Below are 24,936 nucleotides of genomic sequence, written 5' to 3'. Positions count from 1 at the left end.
TATAAACTTGACTAATTCAACCAGTAAAAATGAAAAAACTCTTACTACTAGGTATGGCGTTGTGCACGTCTTTTACCTTTGCTCAAAACAGAAAATTACCTGTTGACACTACCGTGACCACACAACATTCCGTAACCATCAATGGTTCCAGCCTTGATTATACGGCGACCGTGGGAACACAACCCGTTTGGGACGAATTGGGAGAACCCATCGCTTCCCTGCACTACACGTATTACACCAAAAACGGTGTTAAAGACAGGTCTTCAAGACCCTTATTGATTTCCTTTAATGGAGGCCCAGGCTCTGGGTCAGTATGGATGCATTTGGCCTACACAGGCCCACGTATCCTTAAAATTGATGATGAAGGATACCCTGTGCAGCCTTATGGTGTTAAGGAAAATCCTTATTCCGTTTTGGATGTTACCGATATTGTGTATGTAAACCCAGTTAATACAGGGTATTCACGCACCATTCCCGAAACAGGAAAAGAAGTTGATCGTGAAAAGTTTTTTGGAATTAATGCCGACACCAAATATTTGGCCGAATGGTTGAACACCTTTGTTTCTAGAAACAACCGTTGGAATTCCCCAAAATACATTGTGGGTGAAAGTTATGGAGGTACCCGAGTGATGGGACTTTCGTTGGCACTTCAAAACCAACAATGGATGTATTTGAACGGCGTAATCATGGTTTCCCCTGCCGACTACAAAGTGTTTCGCGACAACGACCCCGTTTCCAGTGCGTTGAATCTCCCATATTTTGCGGCTGCGGCATGGCACCACAAAGCACTGCCATCAGATTTGCAAAGCAAAGATTTGTTGGAAGTACTACCGGAAGTTGAAGAATTCACGATCAATGAATTGTTGCCGGCCATTGCAAAAGGTGGTTTTATCCCAGATGCTGAACGTAAGTCCATTGCTGATAAAATGGCCCGCTATTCCGGATTGGATGCCAAAGACATCATCAATCACAATTTAGATGTACCGACCCAATTTTTCTGGAAAGCTTTGTTGCGAGAAAAAGGAGGTTATACTATTGGGCGTTTGGATAGCCGTTATTTGGGAATCGACAAAACCTTGGCAGGTACCAGACCTGATTATTCCCCTGAATTGACCTCTTGGTTGCACAGCTTTACTCCTGCCATCAATTATTACTTGCAGGAAGAGCTTGATTTTACAACGGATATCAAGTACAATATGTTCGGTCCTGTTCGTCCTTGGGATGATAGCAATGATAGTGTTAGAGACGACTTGCGCCAAGCGATGGCTCAGAACCCATACTTGAATGTTTTAGTACAGTCTGGCTACTATGATGGCGCCTGCACCTATTTTGCCGCTAAATACACGATGTCACAAGTAGATCCAAGCGGTAGAATGAAAGACCGTTTTGAATTTAAGGGCTATCGCTCTGGTCACATGATGTATTTAAGGAAAGAAGATTTAAAATCAGCGAACGAAGATATTAGAGCGTTTATTTTAAGAACCCAAGCCAAAGGGAAAAGCGCGAAATACTAATTTCAACAAATGATAATCCCATTATGTATTATGGTTAAAATTCGTCAGTTCGAGTGATTTTTTGGTGGTTGAGCCCTTCGACTATGCTCAGGATAAACTAAAGTCGAAACCAAAGAAAAATCGTATCGAGAACCAGAATCTCAAGGCCAAAAAACAATTAGCTGTGCCGAATCTTTGATTTCTCGATACAAAATCCCTCTGGAATTTCACTCGAAATGACGGTTTCTGAATCAAGAAACCCTTAAAATATATAATGGTATTGATAAATTTTAAAGCGGTATAACTCAATAGCAATCATACCGCTTTTTTATTCAAATCACTTTGATTGAAAATCCCTATTTTTAACAAAAATCGCACATAGTGAAAAAACAAACCATACTCTGTCTTATGCTTTCGTTCTTAGGATTGACGATTACTTCCAAAATTAAAGCCCAAGATTGGCCCAATTTGGAAAAATATAAAAATGCCAATGCTGAACTCCCTCCTCCTTCAGAAAGTGAAAATCGAGTCGTTTTTATGGGCAATTCCATTACCGAAATGTGGATAGGGGCTCATCCAGAGTTTTTTGCTGAAAATCCGTATATAAATAGAGGTATCGGCGGACAGACCACCCCTCAGATGCTGTTGCGTTTTCGTCAAGATGTAATCGACCTAAACCCAAAAGTGGTGGTTATTTTAGCTGGAACCAACGATATTGCCGGTAATACAGGCCCAATGACGCTGGAGCAAATACATGATAATATCCTTTCTATGGTAGAATTGGCAAAAGCAAATGGTATTAAACCGATTGTTTGCTCGGTGCTTCCGGCTTACGATTATCCATGGCGTCCAGGTTTGGAACCCAATATCAAAATTCCAAAGCTTAACAGCATGCTCAAGAATATGACAGAAGCCCAAGGAGTAATGTACTTGGATTATTTCTCCGAAATGGCAGATGATAGAAACGGACTCCCATCCGAATTGACCACAGACGAAGTACATGTGACCAAAGCTGGTTATGATATCATGGAAACAATGGTAAAAGAAGCCATTGACAAAACTCTTAAAAGTAAATAAAATGGAAAATGCTGATTTCATCCAAGCATTTGAAACAGGGAAATTTCCACCAGAGCAGTTCAATCATACAGCTCATATAAAATTGGCTTGGATTTATCTAGAACAATTCCGTGAAGAAACTGCCATTGCAAAAACTTGTGAAGCCATCAAGAATTTTGATCGATTACATGGAGATGGCACTAAATATCACACCACCTTAACTGTGGCCGCAGTAAAAGCGGTACATCATTTTAGGCAGAAATCAACTGCGACCACTTTTGAAGAATTTATAGTTGAATTTCCCAAACTGATTACCTCATTCAAAGAATTGCTGTCTCTACATTATGGTGAAGAAGTAATTTCTGACCCAAAAGCAAAAACAACCTATTTGGAGCCCGATTTGCTTCCGTTCACTTAAGATTACTTCTCATGAATTAGTTACCTTGCAGCATGCAAAACGGTAAGGTTAGCATCATAATTCCTTTTAAAAACACTGCACATTTTCTTCCCGAATGTTTGGACTCCATTGTGAATCAATCCTATTCCAACTGGGAAGTATTGGCCGTGAACGACCATTCTTCCGATGAAAGTTATGCGCTTCTTTCCTCCTACTCCCTAAAAGATGAACGTATTAAAGTCTTTCAAAATAAAAGTTCGGGAATTATTTCTGCACTTCAAACCGGTTATGCCAATAGCAATGGTGACTTTGTCACACGAATGGATTCAGACGATATCATGAAGCCAAATCGATTAGAGGTCATGATAAACTCATTAAATGAAAACGGGAAGGGGCATGTTGCCGTTGGACAAGTGAAATATTTCTCCAACCGCGGCATCAGTAACGGTTATGAACGGTATGAGCAATGGTTGAACCGATTGACGTCCTCCGGACATAATTTTGATGAAATTTATAAAGAGTGCGTAATTCCATCCCCTTGTTGGATGACACATCGTGCAGATTTTGAAAAGTGCGAAGGTTTTGAACCCCAACGCTATCCGGAAGATTACGACCTGACTTTTAGATTTTATGAGCATGGGTTTCAAATTATTCCTTGCGACCAAGTATTGCACCTATGGCGGGATTATGATACACGTACATCGCGCACCCACGAACATTATGCCCAAAATTATTTTTTGGACATCAAACTCCATTATTTTTTAAAATTGAACCACGACCAAGCCCGCCCGTTGGTGGTTTGGGGTGCTGGATTTAAGGGGAAGAAGATTGCAAAAGGGCTGAAAAAACAAGGATTGGATTTTGTTTGGCTTTGCGACAACCCAAAAAAGATAGGAAAAAGTATTTACGGCAAAGAACTCGTCCATTTTGAGGCATTGCAAGGATTGGATAATCCGCAAAGTATTATCACTGTGGCGAATGAAGATGCCCAAAAAGAAATCAGGATATATTTTTCCCGGTTGGGGCAATCGCCGATGCAGGATTATTTCTTTTTTTGTTGATTCTAAGCTGTTTCAAATTGGATTTCTCGTCCCGATAACTATCGGAAGCGTTCGAAATCATGGGTAAATATTCGAGACATTTGTGAAATTCATGTCAAAAGAGATTCTTCGCTTTGCTCAGAATGACAAGTACATGGTTCATTGCACGCGGATGCTGAGTGTAGTCGAAGCATGATATGAAAACCACCTGATATGAGACCCTGAAACAATTCCGATAATTATCAAAACAGGGTGAGGAAGAGATTCTTCACTGCGTTCAGAATGACAAATAATAATATTCGGGATACTTGCGAAATTCTGGTTAAAAAAGATTCTTCACTGCGTTCAGAATGACATTTATTATTGTTTAAACACTGTCATTCTGAGGAAGCAAAGCGACCGAAGAATCTCGATTTCTCAACTGCGCTCAGAATGCCAATAGGTTTAATGCTAATTGTTCATTGGTATTGTTCATTGATTATTTTTAATTGGTTATTGTTCATTCGTCGTTGGTCATTAACAATTGATAAATGAAGATTAAAATCAGAATGTTTTAATGCCTATCTTTGATCAAGCAATGTTGGGAATGCAGTTTAAACATCCAGAAATTCTTTGGGCACTTTTTCTTCTAGTCATACCCATATTAATTCATTTATTCCAGTTACGACGCTTTACCAAAACCCCGTTCACCAATGTGGCAATGCTGCAAAAGGTGGTTTCGGAGTCCAGAAAAAGCAATACGCTAAAAAAATGGCTGCTTCTGTTAACGCGACTTTTACTCCTAGCTGCCATCATCATTGCTTTTGCGCAACCCTTCACTTCTGCCACTACTGCGCTTATGGAAAAGGAAACTGTGGTCTATTTGGACGATTCTTTCAGTATGCAGGCCAAAAACAATGGTATTTCACTTTTGGAAAAAGCAGTGCAGGGTTTTATTAAAAATATTGACGAAGAAACAGAGTTCAGTCTCTTCACCAACGAAAAAACATACAATAATATTCGAGTAGGAGATATTCGGAATACATTGCTCTCGCTCCCCTACTCCTACAAACAACTGGATTTGAATGAAATTGGACTAAAGGCCGCAAGCCTGTTTTCCCAAAGTAACAGCAGCATAAAAAACCTGATTGTGGTTTCTGACTTTCAAGAAAGAATGGCTTCAGGCAACAGTTCGATGGATTCCACCTTAGCGGCATACTTTGTTCCGATGCAGCCCCGGGAAGTCCAAAATGTTTCCATAGATTCTGTATTTGTTGACGATGGGTTGAACGAACAGGCTATGCTCCAAGTCTTTCTATCCGGAGGTAATGAAAATGAGGTCTTGCCTATTTCATTATATAACAATGATGAATTGATTGCCAAAACGGCAGCAAAATTTAAGTCAGATGGAGGCGCAAAAGTCGAGTTTACCATTCCCGTAAATGAAGCTTTGAACGGACGATTGAGTATTATCGATAATGCTTTGGGCTATGATAACCAATTCTACTTCAACATCAATTCCAAAGAAAAAATAAAGGTGCTTGCCATCAGCGAATCAAACAGCGATTATCTAAACCGTTTGTTTCGCAGTGATGAGTTCGATTTTCAGAAGTATGCATTGAACCAACTGGATTACAGTAATTTGGACAATCAAAATGTAGTGATTTTGGATGATTTATCCACAATACCAAGCAGCCTTCAGAATATCCTGCGTACTTTTAAAAATGATGGCGGTACCCTAATTATTGTCCCTGCGATCGATAGCGATATCCAGTCCTACAATAGCTTGTTGTCCAGCTTATCTGCAGCACAACTTTTGGAAAGGATAACTTCCGATGCCCAATTGACCAATATAACGTTTGACCATCCATTGTACCGCGATGTTTTTGAGCGGGAAGTAACCAATTTTCAATATCCGTCCGTAAAAGAGTACTTTAAAATACAGACCAGTCTACCTTTGGCTTTGTCATTGGATGGAGGTGATATCTTTTTAGCTGGAGAGAATGGACTTTATATTTTTGGGGTTCCTCTGGCATTGAAAAATTCAAATTTTATCAATTCACCATTGATTGTGCCCACTTTTTACAATATGGCGCAAACTAGTTTGCAAGTACCCAAGCCTTATCAAACCCTTGGAGCCTCAAGCACGGTGGATATTTCGGTTCAAATAGGCAACGACGATATATTGGAAGTGTCCAAAGAAGGTTATGAATTTATTCCGTTGCAACAAACTTTCCCAAATAGGGTTAGGTTGTCTTTTGACCAAAACCCCACTGAAGATGGCATTTATTCTGTTCGGCAGAACGGGCAAGCTGTGCAGAACATTAGTTTTAATTACCCAAGAACGGAAAGTCAACTCAACTATTTGGATATCGAAATCTTGGCAAATGTAAATACCATTGATTCCATTCCGGAGCTTTTCGAATACCTGAAAGCGGAGAACAACATTACCGCATATTGGAAATGGTTTGTTATTTTAGCGCTGCTTCTGGTACTTATTGAGGTACTCATTCAAAAATTTGTTACATGAACATTCTGCTGAAGTCTGCAAAAATTGTATGCCCAGAGAACAAGGAACTTCACCTAAAAAAGCGTGATATCCTTATCAAGAAAGGCATCATTGAAAAGATTGCTACCTCTTTGGAAGCTGCCACCAACACCAAAGTAGTGGAAAAAGAAAACCTACACGTTTCCCTCGGTTGGTTTGATAGCAGCGTAAGTTTTGGTGAGCCCGGGTTTGAGGAACGAGAAACCATTGCCAATGGACTGTACACGGCAGGTAAAAGTGGATTTACCGATATTGTGCTGAATCCAAACACCAATCCCGTACCCGACACCAGCTCCGATGTTGTATTCTTAAAAGAACGCGGAATAGGTAAGATTACAAAAATTTATCCTTTGGGTACGTTGACCAAGAATGCCGATGGGATAGATCTTGCGGAGCTTTTTGATATGAAAAATGCTGGAGCCGTAGCTTTCTACGATTTCAAAAAACAGATTTCTAATCCCAATTTGCTAAAAATAGCATTGCTGTACGCCCAAAATTTTGATGGCTTGGTGTATTCCTTTCCACAGGATGGCGACATCAAAGGAAAAGGTGTGGCCCACGAAGGGGAGGTCTCCACCAAACTTGGACTCAAGGGAATTCCTGCACTTTCAGAAGAATTACAGATAGCCCGTGACCTCTTTATTTTGGAATATACAGGTGGTAAATTGCATATACCCACGATTTCTTCAGCTGGTTCGGTAAAATTGATTGCCGATGCCAAGAAAAAAGGATTGGATGTAAGCTGCAGCGTTGCAGTTCACAATCTTTTCTTTTCCGACGAAACACTTGAAGGTTTTGACACACATTTTAGAGTATCCCCGCCCTTGCGCACCAAATCCGATAGCAAGGCCTTGATCAAAGGAGTGAAAAACGGAACGATAGATTTTGTGACCTCTGACCATATACCCATAGACATTGAGCACAAGCGTGTGGAGTTCGACAATGCAAAAAGTGGTAGCCTTGGTCTAGAATCCGCTTTCGGAGGGCTAAATACTATTTTTGAACTTGAAGAGACCATTGGATTCTTGACCAAAGGACGCTCTCGCTTCCACATTGAATCACCCGAACTAAAAGAAGGATCGAAAGCGTGTTTAACGCTCTTTAATCCGGATGTAGAGTACACTTTTGACACAACGAATATACTTTCCACATCCACAAACAGCATGTTCTTGAGCGCTACCTTAAAGGGAAAAGTTTACGGAATAATAAACAATGATCAAAGCATTTTATAATGAGTAATTCCACACCGGGAAAAACAACTGCAATTGTGGCATATATAACGATCGTAGGTTGCTTGATCGCTATCACCATGAACATTGAACCAAAAAATGACTTTGCCCGTTTTCATACCCGGCAGGCTTTTGGTATCCATGTGCTTTTTCATGCCTTGGCTATATTGTTAACATATACTGGGTTGGCATACCTATCCATTGTTATTTACCTTTTTTACCTTATCATTTGGGTGTATGGTTTTCTACAAGCCTTGAACGAAAAGACACGACCATTGCCTGTTTTGGGCAAGTACTTTCAAAAATGGTTCACATTCATATCATAAATTATACTAATGTCCCTTAAACCCCTATCGCTAGAATATCTACTACGACCTTCATCCAAAGTTTCTGGAAAAGTCCCTGCATTGTTTATGTTTCATGGCTATGGCAGTAATGAGGAAGACCTTTTTTCGTTTGCTTCGGAATTGCCCGGTGAGTTTATGGTAATTTCAGTAAAAGCTCCCTATAGCTTGGAACCTTTTGGACATGCTTGGTATGCCATAAATTTTGATGCTGAACAAGGGAAGTGGAGCGATGATGAACAAGCCAAGGAATCGAGGGAGAAGATAGTTGCTTTTATAGATGAAGCCATTGAGGCATATGATATTGATAAAGCCAACATTACCCTTTTAGGCTTTAGTCAAGGAACCATTTTGAGTTATGCTGTTGCCTTATCCTATCCGGAAAAAGTGAAAAATGTAGTTGCACTTAGCGGATACATCAACGAAAACATTTTGGTGGATGATTATGCGCTAAAAGACCATAGCGATCTAAACTTCTATGTATCCCATGGGCAAGTGGACCAAGTAATTCCTTTGGAGTGGGCAGAAAAGTCACCAAAATTCTTAAAAAAATTAAACATCCCAACGATGTACCAAGAATTTCCTGTTGGTCATGGAGTTTCACAACAGAACTTCTTTTCTTTTAAAAAGTGGTTGGAGGAGCATGTTTGATGTTCGAGGTCAGTCGGCAGTACGCAGTTGAAGTAAGCACTTGGCAGTAACTGAATAACCGAACAACCCAATAACTTAGTCGGAAGCACAAAGTCTTGTCTCTTGTGTCTTTGTTCTTGGCTCTCTTTTCTTTACTCTTAAACTTGAACTCTATGGACTGCCTACTGCTTACTGCCTGCTGGTTTTTGGAGTTTGATGCCTGATGCTAGCTGCTCAAGGTCGGAAGTCATTTTGAAGGAACGCAGCGATTAAAGAATCTCCCTGGCATTGAGGGTATGGAGATTTTTCGTTTTCGCTCAAAATGACAACGAAGTTCATTGGTTAAAATCAGTGAAATCCACGTCGCCCACAGGTGAGATGTTCACTGCTCGAGGTCAGTTTTTGGGGCAAAGGTTAAGGGTTAAGGGTTTCTTGTCTACTGTTCATTGTTAATTATTAATTGATAATTGTCCATTGTCTCTTGCCCATTTTCTATTTTCTCCACTCTTGAACTTGAACTTTTTTGACTGCCAACTGCCTACTACTAACCGCCTACTGGAGTTTGGGATTTGTTTTTTGGTATTTACAATTGAAAGCTCGATGCCCGATACTCGAAGTCGTTTCTTGTGTCTTGGCTCTTGGTTCTTGTCTCTCTTGTCTATTTTCCCTGCTCTTGAACCTTCAACTCGCATCCTGAATCCCGCAACCCGCAACCCGAAGACCCAATCCGTCAACCCAAACCACACATCCATCAACCCGAACGGGGCATCCGTTAGATCGTGCCCAAAACTTTCGTGCGCATTCCCCATCTTGTTATGATATTTTATGTGAAATTAAACTTTTTGATTATGAAAAATGCCATGAAAAAATTAGGTATTGCACTGATGGCCACGGCCCTGCTCTGGTCCTGTGGCAAGGACGATGGGCCCACACCGCCCAAGAACACCGCCCCGGTAATCGAGGCGCAGGAGTTCACGGTGCAGGAGACCATTACCGATTCCAAGACCATAGGAACGGTGAGCGCCACCGATGAGGACGGCGATGCCCTTACCTTTACCATCAAGACCAACGACAGCAATCTCTTTGAGATCACCAAGGCGGGCGCACTGAGCCTGGCCAGTGGAAAGACGCTGGATGCGGACAGCAAGACACAGCACACCATCACGGTGGAGGTGACGGACGGGGAGGCCAAGGCAAGTGCTACCGTGACCATCAAGGTGCTCCCCGAGGACGAAGACCCGGACACCACCAACGAGGCCCCGGTGATCGAGGCACAGGAGTTCACCGTTGCCGAGGACCTGCCCGTATCCGATGTCATTGGCATGGTGACCGCCACCGATGCCGATGGGGACGAGCTCTCCTTTACCATGAAGACCAACGACAACGACCTCTTTGCCATAAGCACGGCCGGGGAACTGACCCTTGCCGAGGGCAAGAACCTGGACTTTGAGACCGCAACGGAGCACAGCATTACCGTGAGCGTTACCGATGGCACCGACAGTGCCGAGGCCACCGTTACAGTTACCGTGGAGAACGTGATCGAGAGCCTGGCCGAGGACCCCGCCTCCTTTATCACCACTTGGAAGACCGAGACCGATGGAGAGGAAATAGTTATTTATACAAATGATGCCATGAATTATAACTATACCATAGACTGGGGCGATGGCACCGTGGGAGAGCTTACCGAGGGTAGTCCCGCCCATGTCTATACCACGGCCGGCACCTATACCGTGGCCATAAAGGGAGAGTTCCCATCCATTCTCATTGGCCTGAGTGCTTACAGGGAGAAACTCGCTTCCTTGGAGCAGTGGGGGGACGTGCAGTGGCAGGGCCTTCATACAGCCTTTGCAAACTGTGGGAACATGGTCTATAATGCGACCGATGCCCCTGACCTCACCAATGTGACAAGCTTGGCCAATATGTTCAATATGAATGAATATTGGTTTAGTGGTATAGGAGAACTTGTAGGGGCTACTTTCAACGGGGATTTTAGCAATTGGGAGACCGGCAATGTGACGGACATGAACGGGATGTTCTATGGAGCCAATTCTTTTAACGGTGACATCGGCACTTGGAACACAGGCAATGTCTATGACATGAGCTCTATGTTTAAAGGAGCCGAATCATTCAACCGGGATATCGGTTCCTGGGATATAAGCAAGGTGACCGATATGAGACACATGTTCTACGATGCCACTTCCTTTAACGGGGACATCAGTGCTTGGGATGTTGGTAATGTGATCAGGATGGATTACATGTTCTATAAAGCTGAATCTTTTAATGCAGATATAAGTGCTTGGAATATTGGGCTGGTCATCGATATGGATGGAATGTTCATGTATGCCACTTCATTTAATGCTGATATAGGTGGTTGGAACACGAGCAACATAACCGATATGCAACTTATGTTCCATAATGCCAGCTCGTTTAGCCAAAACCTTGGTAATTGGGACATTTCCAATGTAACAAGTATGGCCGATATGCTCAGTTATTCGGGCATGACACCGGTTCACTATGGGGCCACCCTGCAATTGTGGGCCGCCCAATCCAATGTTCCCTCTAACATAGGCTTGAGTGCACTTGGGCTACAGATCTATTGTGACGACCAAGGCATGGTCGATGCCAGGGACTTTTTGATCAACAATAAAAATTGGAACATATCGGATACCCCTTGCCCATAAAGGGACCATAAGCACAAGGATTATTTTGAGCAAGACCGGGAGGGACACAGCGCCTTTCCGGTTTTTTTGTGCTGTCCCTTCCTAGTCTTCCTGCATACGGTAAGCTGGATGCGCGGTGCTCGAAGTCGGTTCTTGGGTTAAAAGTGAAGGGTAAAGGGTGAAGGTTTCTTGTCTATTTTCTATTGTCCATTTTCTATTGTCTCCACTCTTGGACTTGAGCTTTTTGACTGTCAACGGTCAACTGCCCACTGCTTATTGGAATTTGGTGCTTGGAATTTGGTTGTCCGATGCTAGAAGTCGATTTTTGGGGCAAGGGTTAAGGGTTTCTTGTTTTTTTGATTTTATCTGCTCCTGAACTTGAACTTGAATTTTGAACTTGAACTTTGTGGACTGCCCACTGCTTATTGGAGTTTGGTTGTCCGATACTAGAGGTCGGAAGCTTGCATGAACCCGTCATTCTGAAGGAGCGCAGCGATCGAAGAATCTTCCTGACATTGAGGGTATGGGGATTTTTCGCTTTGCTCAACATGACAACAAAGTTCATTCGGGAAAATCAGTGCGTAAGACCCGGGCCAATGCCAAAACTGTAAACACTAATAATCCTGCGGAGCGTAAAGCAAGTGTTCGGCCATCGTGAAATCTACGCTCAAATCATCTTTTAGCTCATATTTTATGATGAGGTCTCCCCAATATTTGCCATCGGAGAAATCGGCCAGAATCCATTTATGGTTGAGGACCTTGATTTTGTTGATCTTAAAATCACTTTCCATCCCTTCATAGGGTATCAAGGGATTGTCCCCCTTTTGTTCGTTGGTCTCCAATAACTTATCCTGAATGTAGAGCGAGGGATTTTCTAAATCCAAATGTTCATAATAGGCCAAAGCGTCATCATTGTTCTGCAAGGTAAAGTATTGCATATCCAACACCTTAAGATGCATGGTTTGCAAGGAATCCTCCAATTGTAAAACTTTTTCTTCAAGTTGTCCAACATCAGAAGTCAGGGCTTTTTGCATATTATTCCCCGTTACGTATTGAAACAGGGCCAACAAGGCAGCAAAAACAAATAGGTATAGAAAAATGTTGTTTTTCATAGATTTGAAAATTTTGTAAATCTTTATTTCCAATTTATCTCACATAAAGCATATTCGAGATGTTTTAGTCTATCTTTCGACTGCGCTCAAGATGACAATCCAACAATTTGGAACATGTTATCATAACGTATTAAGGACTTCTATATTTTTATTTTTAGGTTATCGTAGGCCAAATGTATGTTTTTGGGGAGATTTTTTTCCACTTCTTCATGAAAACCCAACAAAGCACTGATATGGGTGAAATAAGTTTGTTCCGCCCCTACTTTTTTGGCAAACTCCAATGCTTCCTTTAAATTAAAATGGGAATGGTGGGGTTCTATGCGTAGGGCATTTATCACCAAAACCTTGGCTCCCTTCATTTTTTTTATTTCCTCTTCCTCTACCCTTTTTACATCCGTCATGTACACAAATTCTCCAAATCGATAACCAAAAACTTGTAATCGATTATGGAAAGCTTCAATGGGAACTACGTCTATATCGCCCAAAGGGATATTTTTGTTCTTTGCAACTTCGTGGACCTGCACCGCAGGTGCTCCTGGGTAACGGTCTTCATCTGCAAAAATGTAGTCAAAACGTTTTCGCAAGGAATCAAGGACCCTGGGATGTGCATAAATAGGGATATCCCCTTGTCTAAAGAAAAAGGGGCGAATATCATCAATGCCCGCTGTATGATCGGCATGTTCGTGGGTAAACAAAATGCCATCCAATTTATCTATGGGATTGGTGAGCATTTGTTGTCTAAAATCCGGGCCGCAATCAATAACATAATTGTAGTTTTTCCAAGAAATCAATACGGATACACGGAGTCTCTTGTCCTTGGGGTCCGTGCTCAGGCAAACAGGGTGGTTACTTCCAATAACGGGAATTCCCTGTGAAGTTCCTGTGCCCAAAAAAGTAATGGTCATCGTATCATCCATTAATTTCAAAATTATAACTTATTTATTTAATAGATTGTTTGAAGAGTGTAACTTTGCTGTACATTAAAAAAATGGACATGCCGAGCATACCAAGCAAAGAAAATGCTTTTGAAAACATTCCTTCCATAAAGGCGAAAACCCTTAGGATAAATTTGAACCGTGACATTTATGGAACCTTTGCCGAAATTGGCGCAGGACAGGAAACCGCCAGACACTTTTTTAGAGCAGGCGGGGCATCTGGGACCATTGCAAAAGCAATGAGCGCTTACGATAAATCCTTTAGTGATGCCATTTACGGTATTGAGGAAGATGGGCGCTACGTGACACAGTCCCGTTTAAAAAAGATGTTGGACCACGAAATGCGCTTGGTCGAAGAGCGAATAAGCAGGGACAGTAACCCTGATTATTTGTTCTTTAGTTATGCCAACACGGTGGCGACTATCGATTTTTCCAAAAGATATAAAGGACATGGGTGGGTCGGACTTCGATTTCAATTAGACCCCGATCAAAAGGAATATGACGAAATCGTACTTCATATCCGTTTTAAACAAAATGAGGCCAGATTACAGCAAGAAACTTTAGGGATACTTGGGGTAAACTTAATTTATGGCGCATTTTTTAAGTTCCATAAGCCCAGAAAACTTTTAAAATATCTGTACGACCATATCGACCAAGATACTTTGGAAATTGATATGATCAATTTTACGGGACCTAATTTCGCGGATGTCGATAACCGTTTGATGAGTCTTCAGCTTATTAAGAACGATATGACGGATGCAGTAATGTTCGGTCCTGATGGCAACAATTTGCTTCCTGCCGCGGTACTTTATAAAAAGAGTATTTTGGCGCTTCGTGGTAGTTTTAGACCGGTTACCAAGGTAAATATGGACATGTTCCAAAAGTCCTATGATATTTTTGTTCGGGAACAGACGGTTGAATACGAGAATACCATTGTAGTTTTCGAGATAACACTGTCCAACCTCAAGGCTTCTGGCGAAATTGATGAACAAGACTTCATGGATCGTGCAGAACTACTTTGTTCCCTCGGCCATACCGTGCTTATATCAAAATTCCAAGAGTACTATAAATTGGTGGAATACTTTCACAATTACACCAAATCTAAGATTGGCTTAACCATGGGTGTCAACAACTTGGTGGATGTGTTTGATGAAAAATATTACCGTCACTTAAGTGGTGGTATTCTGGAAGCTTTCGGAAAACTGTTCTTTAAAGATTTGAAGGTTTATCTATATCCGATGAAAGATCCAGAAACCGGGCAAATCCTTACCAGTAACAACGTGAAGGTACACCCAAGGATGAAGGAGCTTTACAAATTCTTTAAGTACAATGGCAAGGTTATGGACATTATAGATTACGACCCCGATGTGCTTCATATTTTCTCCAGGGATGTACTCAAAAAAATCATCAATAAGGATGATGGATGGGAAGAAGAATTACCAGAGGGTATCGCAGAAATTATAAAAGAGAAGAACTTATTTACCAAAAAGGTTCTCGAAGAGAAAGAATAGAAAGAAAGAGGGTGTCTAAAAAGTCTTCATAACTTGATTTGTCAGGTTGAGCCTGTCGAAACCGATATTGATTATCAGTAAGTTGAAAATATTTCGACAAGCTCAATATGACATCGCCTTACTTTTTAGACACCCTTTTTTATTGTTGAATTAACTCCAATCCCGTCATTTTGATTGTAGCAGATTAAAACGTGAAATCAGATTCTTCAGTCTCTTTGCTCCTTCAGAATGACAAGATAAGTTTTAATGCGAATTGAACGAATGTTAACCAATGTCCATTATGTCATTCTGAACAAAGTGAAGAATTTATTATCTCTTTAACTTTTTAAGACAAAATCTGGGCCGCGTGATCTTTTGTTTTTACCTTTTCAATCACATTTTCCACAACACCATCTCCATCAATCACAAAAGTGGTTCGGTGAATACCATCGTATTCCCTCCCCATAAATTTCTTTGGCCCCCAAACACCAAAGGTATTGATTACCGTATGGTCTTCATCCGCCAATAACGGAAAAGGAAACTCGTATTTGTTTTTAAAATTGGATTGTTTCTTCTCCGAATCGGCACTTACGCCCAAGAGTTCAAATCCTTGGTCCTGCAATTCCTTGTAATTATCCCTTAAATTGCATGCTTCTGCCGTACAACCCGGGGTATTTGCTTTTGGATAGAAAAATACGACCAACTTTTTACCTTTGTAGTCACTAAGATTAATTGTATTGCCGTCTTGGTCTTTTGCTGAAAATTCAGGTACTTTATCTCCTACTTTTAACATATTCATTTGCGTTGCTCTTGAATTAATTGTTTAATATTTACATTATCAAAGTTAAACAAATATGACCAAACAAGAAAAGGTTGATTTTGCCATCAAAACCTTGGATGAACTCTATCCTACCATCCCGATCCCCTTAGATCATAAAGACCCTTATACGTTATTGATAGCGGTTTTGCTATCAGCCCAAAGCACCGACGTACGGGTCAACCAAATTACACCTTTGTTGTTTGAAAAAGCGGACAATCCGTATGCTATGGTAAAACTAACGGTAGAGGAAATACGAGAAATCATTAAACCTGTGGGTCTCTCCCCCATGAAGTCAAAGGGCATTTATGGCCTCTCAAAAATATTGATCGAAAAATACAATGGTAAGGTCCCCCGAGATATTGCCTTGTTGGAGGAATTACCGGCGGTGGGCCATAAAACTGCCAGTGTTGTGGTTTCCCAAGCTTTTGGAATACCCGCTTTTCCTGTTGATACGCATATTCACCGGTTGATGTACCGCTGGGGTTTTAGCAACGGTAAAAATGTAGTACAGACAGAACGCGATGCCAAACGATTATTTCCTAAAGAGATATGGAACCGTTTGCATCTTCAAATTATTTGGTACGGTAGGGAATATTCACCAGCGAGGGGCTGGGATTTGGAAAAAGATATTATCACCAAGACGATTGGAAGAAAAACCGTGATTAACGACTATTATAAAAACAAAAAGAGCCGTTAATTGCGGCTCTTTTCGTCAGTTTGATCCTTAAATTAATTCAATGTTACTTCAAACTGGTGTTTTTTGTAGTCAACTACATGAATCGATTTCGAAAAACTAAGCAAAAAATCTACTGTTTTCTGACTAGCTTTTACCGTTTTTACGGATTTTTGTTCTTCAGAGTAAATGTTTTCCATATTTCTAGCGTAAGTAATTGTTTCCATTATATAACGGCGCTAGATTGGAAATATTGCAGGCTTCGACGTAATGCCGATTAATTCGTTAAAACGATATTCTTACGCTCTACGATTTTTCTTAGATTGATCAGTGCATATCGCATTCTTCCCAAGGCTGTGTTGATACTAACATTCGTGTTTTCGGAAATTTCTTTGAAGCTCATGTCCTTGTAGATTCGCATAATCAACACTTCTCTCTGATCATCCGGTAATTCATCAATCAAGTTGGTGAGATCACTTTCAATTTGATCTTTGATGATTTGCTTCTCCGCATTCAACTTTTCGTCTTTGATAACAGAAAAGATGTTGAAGTCGTCGCTGCCCTCGAATTTGGGCATTCTTTTGTTTTTACGGAAATGATCGATCACCAAGTTGTGTGCAATTCGCATCACCCAAGGCAAAAACTTTCCTTCTTCACTATACTTTCCTTTTTTTAGGGTTTTGATCACCTTGATAAAAGTGTCTTGGAAGATGTCCTCTGCCACATCTCTGTCCAAAACTTTGCTATAAATAAAGCTGGTGATTCTTTGGTTGTGCCTGTTGATAAGAATTTCAAGAGCTTTTTCGTCTCCGTCAATATAATTCTTTACTAAAATCGAGTCTTTAATCTGTAGTTGTTCCATACAAATTACTTTTTTTGGGTTAAAATCACAGTCCTCCCTTTAAAAAGGAAAACCTTAGTTATTCAGTTTTTAATCTTTAAAAAAGTAATTATTCTGTATAGGCCTATCAGGATTTTAATTACACTTCAAATATAGATAAATAGGCAGGCGACCTAAAATCTATGTTGTGAGTTGACGATTTTTATATGTTAACTGATGCAATATACGTATTAAGTGTAGTGTATCGTATCTTTGAGACCCTAATTTTAACAAATGGCAATCGATATTAACGTAGATCCCAAGCAGAATATTATCATTAAAGGTGCCAAACTGCATAACCTTAAAAATATTGATGTGGTTATCCCAAGAAATAAATTGGTGGTAATCACAGGATTATCGGGTTCTGGGAAGTCAAGTTTGGCTTTTGATACTTTATATGCGGAGGGTCAGCGGAGATATGTTGAAAGCCTGTCCTCCTACGCGCGACAGTTTTTAGGGAAATTGGACAAACCCAAAGTGGACTATATAAAAGGTATAGCACCTGCGATTGCCATAGAACAAAAAGTAAATTCTACCAACCCGCGTTCAACTGTGGGTACCACCACCGAAATATATGATTACCTAAAGTTGTTGTATGCAAGAATCGGGAAGACCCTATCCCCTGTTTCGGGAAAAGAAGTAAAAAAGGACACCGTAACGGATGTCATTAATTATATAAAAGAACTGAACGAAAGAGATAAACTCTTGTTATTGGCCCCTATTATAATTAAGGAAGAGCGGGAACCACTAAAATCGCTGGAGCTTTTTTCCAAACAGGGATATGCCCGTATTAAATATAAGGGAGAAGTCATTCGAATAGATCAAGCTCCCGAAGATATTGGAAGGGAGTTTGAGTTGGTCGTGGACAGAATCATTGTTAAAGATGATGAAGATTTTTACAACCGCTTGGCCAATGCGGTGGACAATGCCTTTTTTGAAGGTAAAGGCCAATGCGCCATTGAAAACCTTCAAACTGGAGAAGTAAAAACTTTTAGCAACCAGTTTGAGTTGGATGGAATGAAGTTTTTGGAACCCAACGTACACCTTTTCAGCTTTAACAACCCCTACGGTGCCTGCCCCAAATGTGAAGGATACGGAGATGTTATCGGGATTGATGAAGATTTGGTAATTCCCAACACCGCTTTGTCCATTTACGAAAATGCAGTTTTTCCGTGGCGTGGAGAAAGTATGGGCTGGTATCGCGACCAGTTGGTCAACTCAGCTTATAAGTTCGATTTTCCCATTCACAAACCTTGGTTTGAGCTATCGGAAGAACAAAAACAACTTGTATGGGAAGGAAATGAGCATTTTATTGGTATCCACAAGTTTTTTGAACAACTGGAAGAAAAGAGTTATAAAATCCAGAATAGGGTGATGCTTTCGCGTTATCGTGGAAAAACCAGATGCTCCGTATGTAAAGGTAAAAGGCTTCGCAAAGAAGCCGATTATGTAAAGGTCGGCGGAAAATCCATTTCAGATTTGATTGAACTGCCCATTAAACAATTAATGCCATTTTTTGAAGAACTGCAGCTATCCGAACATGACACGACCGTTTCAAACAGATTGCTGAAGGAAATCACTACGCGTTTGGACTTTTTGGACAAGGTAGGTTTGAGCTACCTCACCCTAAATAGAAAATCCAACACGCTGTCCGGAGGGGAAAGTCAACGTATCAACCTGGCCACATCCTTGGGGAGCAGTTTGGTAGGGTCTATGTATATTTTGGATGAACCCAGCATTGGGCTGCACCCAAAAGACACTGAAAATTTAATCGTTGTGCTTAAATCACTTCGTGATTTAGGCAACACTGTTATTGTAGTGGAACATGATGAGGATATCATGAAAGCTGCTGATGAAATCATCGATATAGGTCCGGAAGCCGGGACCTTGGGCGGTAATGTAGTGGCTACCGGAAACTGGGAAGCCATTCTTAAATCTGATTCGTTAACAGCATCCTATCTTAACGGGACGATGGAAATTCCAGTTCCCAAAGAACGAAGGAATTCTAAACATTATATTCAAATTAAGGGGGCACGCGAAAACAACCTCAAAAATATTGATGTCACTTTTCCACTCAATGTGCTCACCGTGGTAACAGGGGTTTCAGGTAGTGGAAAAAGTACTTTGGTACGTAAAATTTTGTATCCTTCTATATTAAAGGAAACGGGGGGATATGGAGAAAAAGCCGGTCAGTTTTCGGCTATGGAAGGTAAGTATGCCCATATCAAACATGTGGAGTTCGTAGATCAGAATCCCATTGGTCGTTCCTCTCGTTCCAACCCAGTTACCTATATAAAGGCATACGATGATATCCGTAGCCTGTTTTCCTCCCAAAAATTGAGCAAGCTTCGCGGATACCAGGCCAAGCATTTTTCTTTTAATGTAGATGGAGGCCGATGCGAAAAATGCAAGGGCGAAGGAGAAATCACAGTTGAGATGCAATTTATGGCGGATGTTCATTTGGAATGTGATGCCTGTGATGGAAAGCGTTTCAAAAAAGAAATTTTGGAAGTTCAGTTTGAAGGCAAAAACATAGACGACATCCTTACTATGACCATTGATGATGCCATTGACCACTTTTCAACCCATAATCAGGACAAAATTGTAAACAAACTGAAACCTTTGCAAGACGTAGGCCTGGGTTACGTGGCTCTGGGTCAGTCCTCCTCTACCCTTTCCGGTGGTGAAGCACAACGAATAAAACTAGCTTCGTTCTTGGTTAAAGGACACACCAAGGAAAAAGCCTTGTTCATCTTTGATGAACCTACAACGGGTCTTCACTTCCACGATATCAAAAAGCTTTTAAAATCCTTTGATGAACTTATCGATAAAGGACACTCCGTAATTGTAATCGAGCACAATATGGAATTGGTTAAATGTGCCGATTACGTCATCGACCTTGGTCCCGAAGGCGGTTACAAGGGTGGAAATTTGGTAGTGGAAGGAACTCCCGAGGAAGTCATTGACAATATAAATTCTTATACAGCTAAATATTTAAAAGCAAGTCTTTAACGAGGTCTCCCTAGTTATACTGTTAAGGGTATCCCTTTGGATTGGCAAATTATTTTAGATGTAAAAACTTATATACATTATATTTTTATTCCTACAATTACTTCTTTATCAAGGAGTATTCTTTTTAATTCCATCAGATCATATAAGGCATTCATCAATTGAAAGGGGGCATTCAATAAGTCTTGGCCTATTAAACTTTTATCATAGTTGATATTTGCAGCCGAATCATCTTAAGCTTTCTGTTTGTATTGAGTTACCTCCAGAATTTTTTTACGCCTAACAAATTTGATACTATCGATAATATAATACTCCTGTCATGCTCTTTACCCTTAATTCAATCAGAAAAATAAAATTCTTAGTTCTCACTTTGGCCCTATCATTCTTCAGCTTTTCCAATACCCTCGCTTTTACTATTAGAAATAATGTTTCCTTCGGCTCAGAACTCGGTTCGCATCCCAAGTATATATCAACAATAGATTTTTTTGTTCCAAGAATTTCACTTATCAAAACTGGGGTCACTGTGGACGCCACTGGTTCTCCAGGAAATGGCTGCGACTCTATACTGTTTACCTATGAGGTAACCAACGAAAGTGATTCTGGCGAGATCCTTGAAAATGTTGTTCTAACAGATCCACTGTTAGGGGGAATCATTGCAGGCCCTCTTTCCGGGGATGATAACAACAATACCTTTATAGATCCTGGGGAAACATGGATTTATGAGGCTGGCTACATCATTACACAAGCAGATATAGATGCTGGATTCGTGGATGGGCAAGCCAATGTCGATGCCGATGTACAAGGTCAACCCGGTGTTACAGTCCAGGATATTTCGGACAATGATAGCCCAAACGAGGATGATGATACCATAATTAGCTTGGTACATTGCCAACCAAATATAGCGGTAATCAAAACAGGTACCCCAATGGATGCGACAGGCGGGCCCGGTTGCGATTTTATACAATATACTTTTGAAGTTACCAATGAGAGTATATTGTCCGTACTCGAAAATGTAGTCCTAAATGATGAATTATTAGGTGGAAATATTCCCGGGCCAGATTCTGGTGATCTTAACAATGATACCTTTCTAGACCCCGATGAAACGTGGATATACACCGCCCAATATATTATTATGCCAGATGATATCAATAACGGACAAGTGGACAACCAAGCAACAGTTACAGCCGATGTTCAAGGACAGGGCACAACAGTTGAAGATGATTCCGATGATGATAGCATCTTGGAAAATGACCTCACAGTAGTCAGTTTGGCAATATGTGCCAATCCAGATATTGCAATGATCAAAGAAGGCTCTCAATATGATGCAGATGCTGACGGATGTATTGACAGTATCCTTTATACCTTCACTGTAACCAATACAGGTGATGTAGATTTGGTGGAGATATTGGTTGAGGACCCTTTGTTCAATGGAGAAATACCAGGCCCTGTGGACGGTAGCGATAATGGTGAGGACGGCATCTTGTCTGTAGGTGAGACCTGGACCTATCAAGGCATATATGGCATCACACAACAGGACATCGATAACGAAGCAATAGTCAATCAGGCTACCGTTACTGCTCTTACCTTATCGGATGTACCGGTATCCGACCTATCAGATGATGACAGTCTTTTGGAAGATGACCCCACAAGAACAGCCGTACCGGACGACGCCTGTACCGAAGGTTCGGCAAGTATAGGCTTGATAAAGGAGGGCGTAGTCGTAGATATAGATGGAAACGGTTGTCTGGACAATATCCTCTACACTTTTACCCTGACCAATACCGGGGACGTGGACATCGATAAGATAACATTGGAGGATGAACTTCTCGAAGGTGAGGTGTCCGGCCCTGTGAACGGTAGCGATACCGGTAATGACGGAATCCTATCAGTAGGTGAAACATGGACTTATGAAGCCCTTTACGAAATCACCCAACAGGACATTGACAACGCGGCAGTGGCCAACCAGGCCACAGTAAACGGGGAGATTGTAGGCACCGACGTCCCGGTATCCGACCTATCGGACGATGACAGCCTGTTCGAGGACGAGCCAACCAGAACGGCCGTGCCGGACGATGCCTGCACCGAAGGTTCGGCAAGTATAGGTTTGATAAAGGAGGGAATAGTCGTAGATATAGATGGAGACGGTTGTATGGACAGTATCCTCTACACCTTCACCCTCACCAACACTGGGGATGTGGATATTGACGAGATAATCTTGGAAGATGAACTTCTCGGTGGTGAGGTGCCCGGCCCACTGGACGGCAGCGATGACGGTGATGATGGCATCCTATCAGTAGGTGAAACATGGACTTACGAAGCCCTTTACGAAATCACCCAACAGGACATTGACAACGCGGCAGTGGCCAACCAGGCCACAGTAAACGGGGAGATTGTAGGTACCGACGTACCGCTATCCGACCTATCGGACGATGACAGCCCGTTCGAGGACGAGCCAACCAGAACGGCCGTGCCGGACGATGCCTGTACCGAAGGTTCGGCAAGTATAGGTTTGATAAAGGAGGGAATAGTCGTAGATACAGATGGAGACGGTTGTATGGACAGTATCCTCTACACTTTTACCCTGACCAATACAGGGGACGTGGACATCGATGAGATAACATTGGAGGATGAACTTCTCGATGGTGAGGTGCCCGGCCCTGTGAACGGTAGCGATGACGGTGATGACAACATCCTGTCCGTTGGGGAGACCTGGATCTATGAAGCCCTTTACGCAATCACCCAAGAAGACATCGATAATGCTGTAGTGGTCAACCAAGCAACGGTGAACGGGGAGGTCGTGGGAACCGATGTACCAGTATCCGACCTGTCCGACAACACTAGTCTTGATGGAAATGCTCCTACCAGGACTATTGTTCCCGATGATGCCTGTGCCGAAAGTAGTGGCGAAGCAAGAATCGGAATGATAAAAACAGGCATCCTTTCCGATAATAATGGGGACCTGTGCGATGACATCATTCGATATATCTTCACCGTTACCAATATAGGGGACGTAGATTTAGATAATGTTATCATAGAGGATGAGCTTGTGAATAATAATATTCAAGGGCCATTGAATGATACTGATATAAATGATGACGGAGTGCTGTCAGTTGGTGAATCCTGGGACTACGAAGCCATTTATATCATCCAACAAACCGATATTGATGAAGGTTTTGTGGAGAATCAAGCAAATGTGGTTGCAAACCTATCTGGCTTTAATATACAGATAATGGACCTGTCTGACCACACAGATTTGGCAGAAGATAATCCCACCACTACCGTTGTTCCCAACAATACCTGCACAGACGGTGGCTCGCCAGCAAGTTTCGAAATCTTCAATGGAATAACACCCAATGGCGATGGCCTTAACGATTTCTTCCGAATAAAAGGTATAGAGAACTACCCGGATAACAACGTTAAAATATTCAATCGTTGGGGAGTTCAAGTCTATGAAATCAATAGTTATGGACAGGGCAATAATCTTTTCTACGGTATTTCCGAAGGCAGGGCTACAATACAGAAGGAACGGGAACTCCCTAGTGGCACCTATTTCTACATATTAACCTTCACAGGAGCAGACAATCCTGGCGAAGAAAGTTACTCAGGATATCTCTATATAAATAGAGACTAATGGAGCCAAACAATAAACAAATCAAGAACCAAGAACTTATAACCAAGATGACACATCTTAAAACATATAGAAACTGTTGCTTATTGGCATTAGTGTTTCTTTCCGTCATGTCCACGGCAACAGCTCAACAAGATCCTCAGTACACGCAATACATGTACAATACCCAAGTAGTAAACCCAGCCTACGCAGGTAACAGAGAAGTATTGAGTTTTGGTCTTTTGGGCAGAACCCAATGGGCAAGCCTGAAAGGTTCACCGGAAACAGGCACTTTCACCGTAAATTCACCAATTGGATTATACGATAACATGGGGCTTGGCCTATCCATCGTTTATGACAGAATTGGTCCCGCCATGGAATCCAATGTGGTTGTAGATTATTCGTATTCCTTAAACCTATCGTATGACACTAAACTTTCCTTTGGCTTAAAAGCTGGTTTGGACATGTTGGATGTTGATTATAGCAAATTAAACATTTTTGATCCTAATGACCCCCATTTTCAAACCAATGTCGACAATGAACTGCAACCGCAAATCGGGGCAGGACTTTACCTAAACACTGATAGATTTTATGCCGGATTATCCGTTCCCAACTTTTTGAATACCCGACATTTTGATGAAAGTTCCTTGGAAAATGGCAATACCGATGATATCGCTATTGAAAGATTGCACTATTTCTTTATTACCGGATATGTGTTCGATCTAAACGAGAACTTGAAATTTAAGCCTGCCACGTTGTTCAAATACGTGAGTGGTTCCCCATTGCAGTGGGACATGTCGGCCAATTTCCTGATCAATGAAAAGTTCACCCTGGGAGCTTCCTACCGGTGGAGTGCTTCTGTAAGTGCATTGGCAGGATTTCAAATATCACCCGGTTTCTTTGCGGGGGTTGCCTACGATTATCAATCCACCGATATTGAACAATATAGTGATGGCTCCTACGAAGTATTTCTTCGTTTCGACATATTCAACAAATCGGACAGGATAGTCACCCCTAGATTCTTTTAAAACAAT

Annotated in this window: 19 protein-coding genes; 14 read left to right on the top strand and 5 right to left on the bottom strand. The window is 41.5% G+C overall.

Annotated features, from left to right (window positions below):
* The first annotated feature begins 29 nt into the window (after positions 1-29).
* The 8 genes from J4E06_RS11340 to J4E06_RS11305 all read left to right on the top strand — a co-directional run bounded on the left by J4E06_RS11340 (position 30) and on the right by J4E06_RS11305 (position 8,737).
* Positions 30-1,514, top strand: coding sequence for a S10 family peptidase (locus J4E06_RS11340; protein ID WP_349524028.1), 1,485 nt, complete (start codon positions 30-32; stop codon positions 1,512-1,514).
* A 387-nt stretch (positions 1,515-1,901) separates the two neighbouring features.
* Complete coding sequence (locus J4E06_RS11335) at positions 1,902-2,570, top strand: SGNH/GDSL hydrolase family protein (RefSeq protein ID WP_349524027.1); 669 nt, start codon at positions 1,902-1,904, stop codon at positions 2,568-2,570.
* Position 2,571: 1 nt separating this feature from the next.
* Positions 2,572-2,967 (top strand): hypothetical protein, encoded by a 396-nt coding sequence (locus J4E06_RS11330; RefSeq protein ID WP_349524026.1) that lies wholly within the window; start codon positions 2,572-2,574, stop codon positions 2,965-2,967.
* 32 nt (positions 2,968-2,999) lie between these two features.
* Positions 3,000-4,007, top strand: a complete 1,008-nt coding sequence (locus tag J4E06_RS11325; RefSeq protein WP_349524025.1) for a glycosyltransferase — start codon at positions 3,000-3,002, stop codon at positions 4,005-4,007.
* Positions 4,008-4,542: 535 nt separating this feature from the next.
* Entirely contained in the window at positions 4,543-6,495 is a 1,953-nt protein-coding gene (locus J4E06_RS11320) for a BatA domain-containing protein (protein WP_349524024.1), read from the top strand.
* On the top strand, positions 6,492-7,745 hold the full coding sequence (locus J4E06_RS11315; RefSeq protein ID WP_349524023.1) for a dihydroorotase: 1,254 nt from the start codon (positions 6,492-6,494) through the stop codon (positions 7,743-7,745). The genes J4E06_RS11320 and J4E06_RS11315 overlap by 4 nt, the downstream gene beginning before the upstream one ends.
* Positions 7,745-8,068 carry a DUF4870 domain-containing protein gene (locus tag J4E06_RS11310; protein ID WP_349524022.1) on the top strand — a complete coding sequence of 108 codons (324 nt, stop codon included), beginning with the start codon at positions 7,745-7,747 and terminating at the stop codon, positions 8,066-8,068. The genes J4E06_RS11315 and J4E06_RS11310 overlap by 1 nt, the downstream gene beginning before the upstream one ends.
* Positions 8,069-8,077: 9 nt before the next feature.
* Positions 8,078-8,737, top strand: a complete 660-nt coding sequence (locus tag J4E06_RS11305) for an alpha/beta hydrolase (RefSeq protein WP_349524021.1) — start codon at positions 8,078-8,080, stop codon at positions 8,735-8,737.
* Between the two features lie 428 nt (positions 8,738-9,165).
* On the opposite strand, the gene J4E06_RS11300 is transcribed toward J4E06_RS11305, so the two are convergent.
* Entirely contained in the window at positions 9,166-9,525 is a 360-nt protein-coding gene (locus tag J4E06_RS11300; RefSeq protein ID WP_349524020.1) for a hypothetical protein, read from the bottom strand.
* Positions 9,526-9,564: 39 nt separating this feature from the next.
* On the opposite strand from J4E06_RS11300, the gene J4E06_RS11295 reads away from it, so the two are divergent.
* Positions 9,565-11,397: a BspA family leucine-rich repeat surface protein gene (locus J4E06_RS11295; RefSeq protein ID WP_349524019.1), complete on the top strand. Its 1,833-nt coding sequence runs from the start codon at positions 9,565-9,567 to the stop codon at positions 11,395-11,397.
* 593 nt (positions 11,398-11,990) lie between these two features.
* Here J4E06_RS11295 and J4E06_RS11290 read toward each other — a convergent pair.
* Together J4E06_RS11290 and J4E06_RS11285 are read right to left on the bottom strand one after the other, a co-directional pair.
* Positions 11,991-12,488, bottom strand: a complete 498-nt coding sequence (locus J4E06_RS11290) for a hydrolase (RefSeq protein ID WP_349524018.1) — start codon at positions 12,486-12,488, stop codon at positions 11,991-11,993.
* 140 nt (positions 12,489-12,628) lie between these two features.
* Entirely contained in the window at positions 12,629-13,405 is a 777-nt protein-coding gene (locus J4E06_RS11285) for an MBL fold metallo-hydrolase (RefSeq protein ID WP_349524236.1), read from the bottom strand.
* A 77-nt stretch (positions 13,406-13,482) separates the two neighbouring features.
* Between J4E06_RS11285 and J4E06_RS11280 the strand changes: the two genes are divergently transcribed.
* The gene (locus tag J4E06_RS11280) at positions 13,483-14,934 is read left to right on the top strand and encodes a TonB-dependent receptor (protein ID WP_349524017.1); all 1,452 of its coding nucleotides are present in this window, start codon (positions 13,483-13,485) and stop codon (positions 14,932-14,934) included.
* Positions 14,935-15,259: 325 nt separating this feature from the next.
* Here J4E06_RS11280 and bcp read toward each other — a convergent pair whose 3' ends face one another.
* Positions 15,260-15,712, bottom strand: coding sequence for a thioredoxin-dependent thiol peroxidase (gene bcp, locus J4E06_RS11275; RefSeq protein ID WP_349524016.1), 453 nt, complete (start codon positions 15,710-15,712; stop codon positions 15,260-15,262).
* Positions 15,713-15,767: 55 nt separating this feature from the next.
* Here bcp and J4E06_RS11270 point away from each other — a divergent pair, with 55 nt between their 5' ends.
* Positions 15,768-16,430, top strand: a complete 663-nt coding sequence (locus J4E06_RS11270) for an endonuclease III domain-containing protein (protein WP_349524015.1) — start codon at positions 15,768-15,770, stop codon at positions 16,428-16,430.
* Positions 16,431-16,683: 253 nt separating this feature from the next.
* Here J4E06_RS11270 and J4E06_RS11265 read toward each other — a convergent pair whose 3' ends face one another.
* Positions 16,684-17,268, bottom strand: a complete 585-nt coding sequence (locus tag J4E06_RS11265; RefSeq protein WP_349524014.1) for an RNA polymerase sigma factor — start codon at positions 17,266-17,268, stop codon at positions 16,684-16,686.
* 252 nt (positions 17,269-17,520) lie between these two features.
* Here J4E06_RS11265 and uvrA point away from each other — a divergent pair, with 252 nt between their 5' ends.
* The 3 genes from uvrA (at position 17,521) to J4E06_RS11250 (ending at position 24,930) form a co-directional block, all read left to right on the top strand.
* Positions 17,521-20,298 (top strand): excinuclease ABC subunit UvrA, encoded by a 2,778-nt coding sequence (gene uvrA, locus J4E06_RS11260; protein WP_349524013.1) that lies wholly within the window; start codon positions 17,521-17,523, stop codon positions 20,296-20,298.
* A gap of 316 nt (positions 20,299-20,614) precedes the next feature.
* Positions 20,615-23,926, top strand: a complete 3,312-nt coding sequence (locus J4E06_RS11255; protein WP_502877349.1) for a T9SS type B sorting domain-containing protein — start codon at positions 20,615-20,617, stop codon at positions 23,924-23,926.
* A 47-nt stretch (positions 23,927-23,973) separates the two neighbouring features.
* Complete coding sequence (locus tag J4E06_RS11250; RefSeq protein WP_349524235.1) at positions 23,974-24,930, top strand: PorP/SprF family type IX secretion system membrane protein; 957 nt, start codon at positions 23,974-23,976, stop codon at positions 24,928-24,930.
* Positions 24,931-24,936 lie beyond the last annotated feature (6 nt).

It is taken from the genome of Allomuricauda sp. NFXS6, assembly GCF_040148835.1.
Taxonomy (GTDB): domain Bacteria; phylum Bacteroidota; class Bacteroidia; order Flavobacteriales; family Flavobacteriaceae; genus Flagellimonas.
The sequence above is the reverse complement of the archived record's forward strand: the minus strand, read 5'-3'. Positions and strand labels throughout refer to the sequence as shown.

What these genes read in the sequence shown, in the direction of transcription:
- J4E06_RS11340 (WP_349524028.1), top strand. Translation starts at nt 30, where the DNA reads ATGAAAAAACTCTTACTACTAGGTATGGCGTTGTGCACGTCTTTTACC.
- J4E06_RS11335 (WP_349524027.1), top strand. Translation starts at nt 1,902, where the DNA reads ATGCTTTCGTTCTTAGGATTGACGATTACTTCCAAAATTAAAGCCCAA.
- J4E06_RS11330 (WP_349524026.1), top strand. Translation starts at nt 2,572, where the DNA reads ATGGAAAATGCTGATTTCATCCAAGCATTTGAAACAGGGAAATTTCCA.
- J4E06_RS11325 (WP_349524025.1), top strand. Translation starts at nt 3,000, where the DNA reads ATGCAAAACGGTAAGGTTAGCATCATAATTCCTTTTAAAAACACTGCA.
- J4E06_RS11320 (WP_349524024.1), top strand. Translation starts at nt 4,543, where the DNA reads ATGCCTATCTTTGATCAAGCAATGTTGGGAATGCAGTTTAAACATCCA.
- J4E06_RS11315 (WP_349524023.1), top strand. Translation starts at nt 6,492, where the DNA reads ATGAACATTCTGCTGAAGTCTGCAAAAATTGTATGCCCAGAGAACAAG.
- J4E06_RS11310 (WP_349524022.1), top strand. Translation starts at nt 7,745, where the DNA reads ATGAGTAATTCCACACCGGGAAAAACAACTGCAATTGTGGCATATATA.
- J4E06_RS11305 (WP_349524021.1), top strand. Translation starts at nt 8,078, where the DNA reads ATGTCCCTTAAACCCCTATCGCTAGAATATCTACTACGACCTTCATCC.
- J4E06_RS11300 (WP_349524020.1), bottom strand. Translation starts at nt 9,525, where the DNA reads ATGGGGAATGCGCACGAAAGTTTTGGGCACGATCTAACGGATGCCCCG.
- J4E06_RS11295 (WP_349524019.1), top strand. Translation starts at nt 9,565, where the DNA reads ATGAAAAATGCCATGAAAAAATTAGGTATTGCACTGATGGCCACGGCC.
- J4E06_RS11290 (WP_349524018.1), bottom strand. Translation starts at nt 12,488, where the DNA reads ATGAAAAACAACATTTTTCTATACCTATTTGTTTTTGCTGCCTTGTTG.
- J4E06_RS11285 (WP_349524236.1), bottom strand. Translation starts at nt 13,405, where the DNA reads ATGGATGATACGATGACCATTACTTTTTTGGGCACAGGAACTTCACAG.
- J4E06_RS11280 (WP_349524017.1), top strand. Translation starts at nt 13,483, where the DNA reads ATGCCGAGCATACCAAGCAAAGAAAATGCTTTTGAAAACATTCCTTCC.
- bcp (WP_349524016.1), bottom strand. Translation starts at nt 15,712, where the DNA reads ATGAATATGTTAAAAGTAGGAGATAAAGTACCTGAATTTTCAGCAAAA.
- J4E06_RS11270 (WP_349524015.1), top strand. Translation starts at nt 15,768, where the DNA reads ATGACCAAACAAGAAAAGGTTGATTTTGCCATCAAAACCTTGGATGAA.
- J4E06_RS11265 (WP_349524014.1), bottom strand. Translation starts at nt 17,268, where the DNA reads ATGGAACAACTACAGATTAAAGACTCGATTTTAGTAAAGAATTATATT.
- uvrA (WP_349524013.1), top strand. Translation starts at nt 17,521, where the DNA reads ATGGCAATCGATATTAACGTAGATCCCAAGCAGAATATTATCATTAAA.
- J4E06_RS11255 (WP_502877349.1), top strand. Translation starts at nt 20,615, where the DNA reads ATGCTCTTTACCCTTAATTCAATCAGAAAAATAAAATTCTTAGTTCTC.
- J4E06_RS11250 (WP_349524235.1), top strand. Translation starts at nt 23,974, where the DNA reads ATGACACATCTTAAAACATATAGAAACTGTTGCTTATTGGCATTAGTG.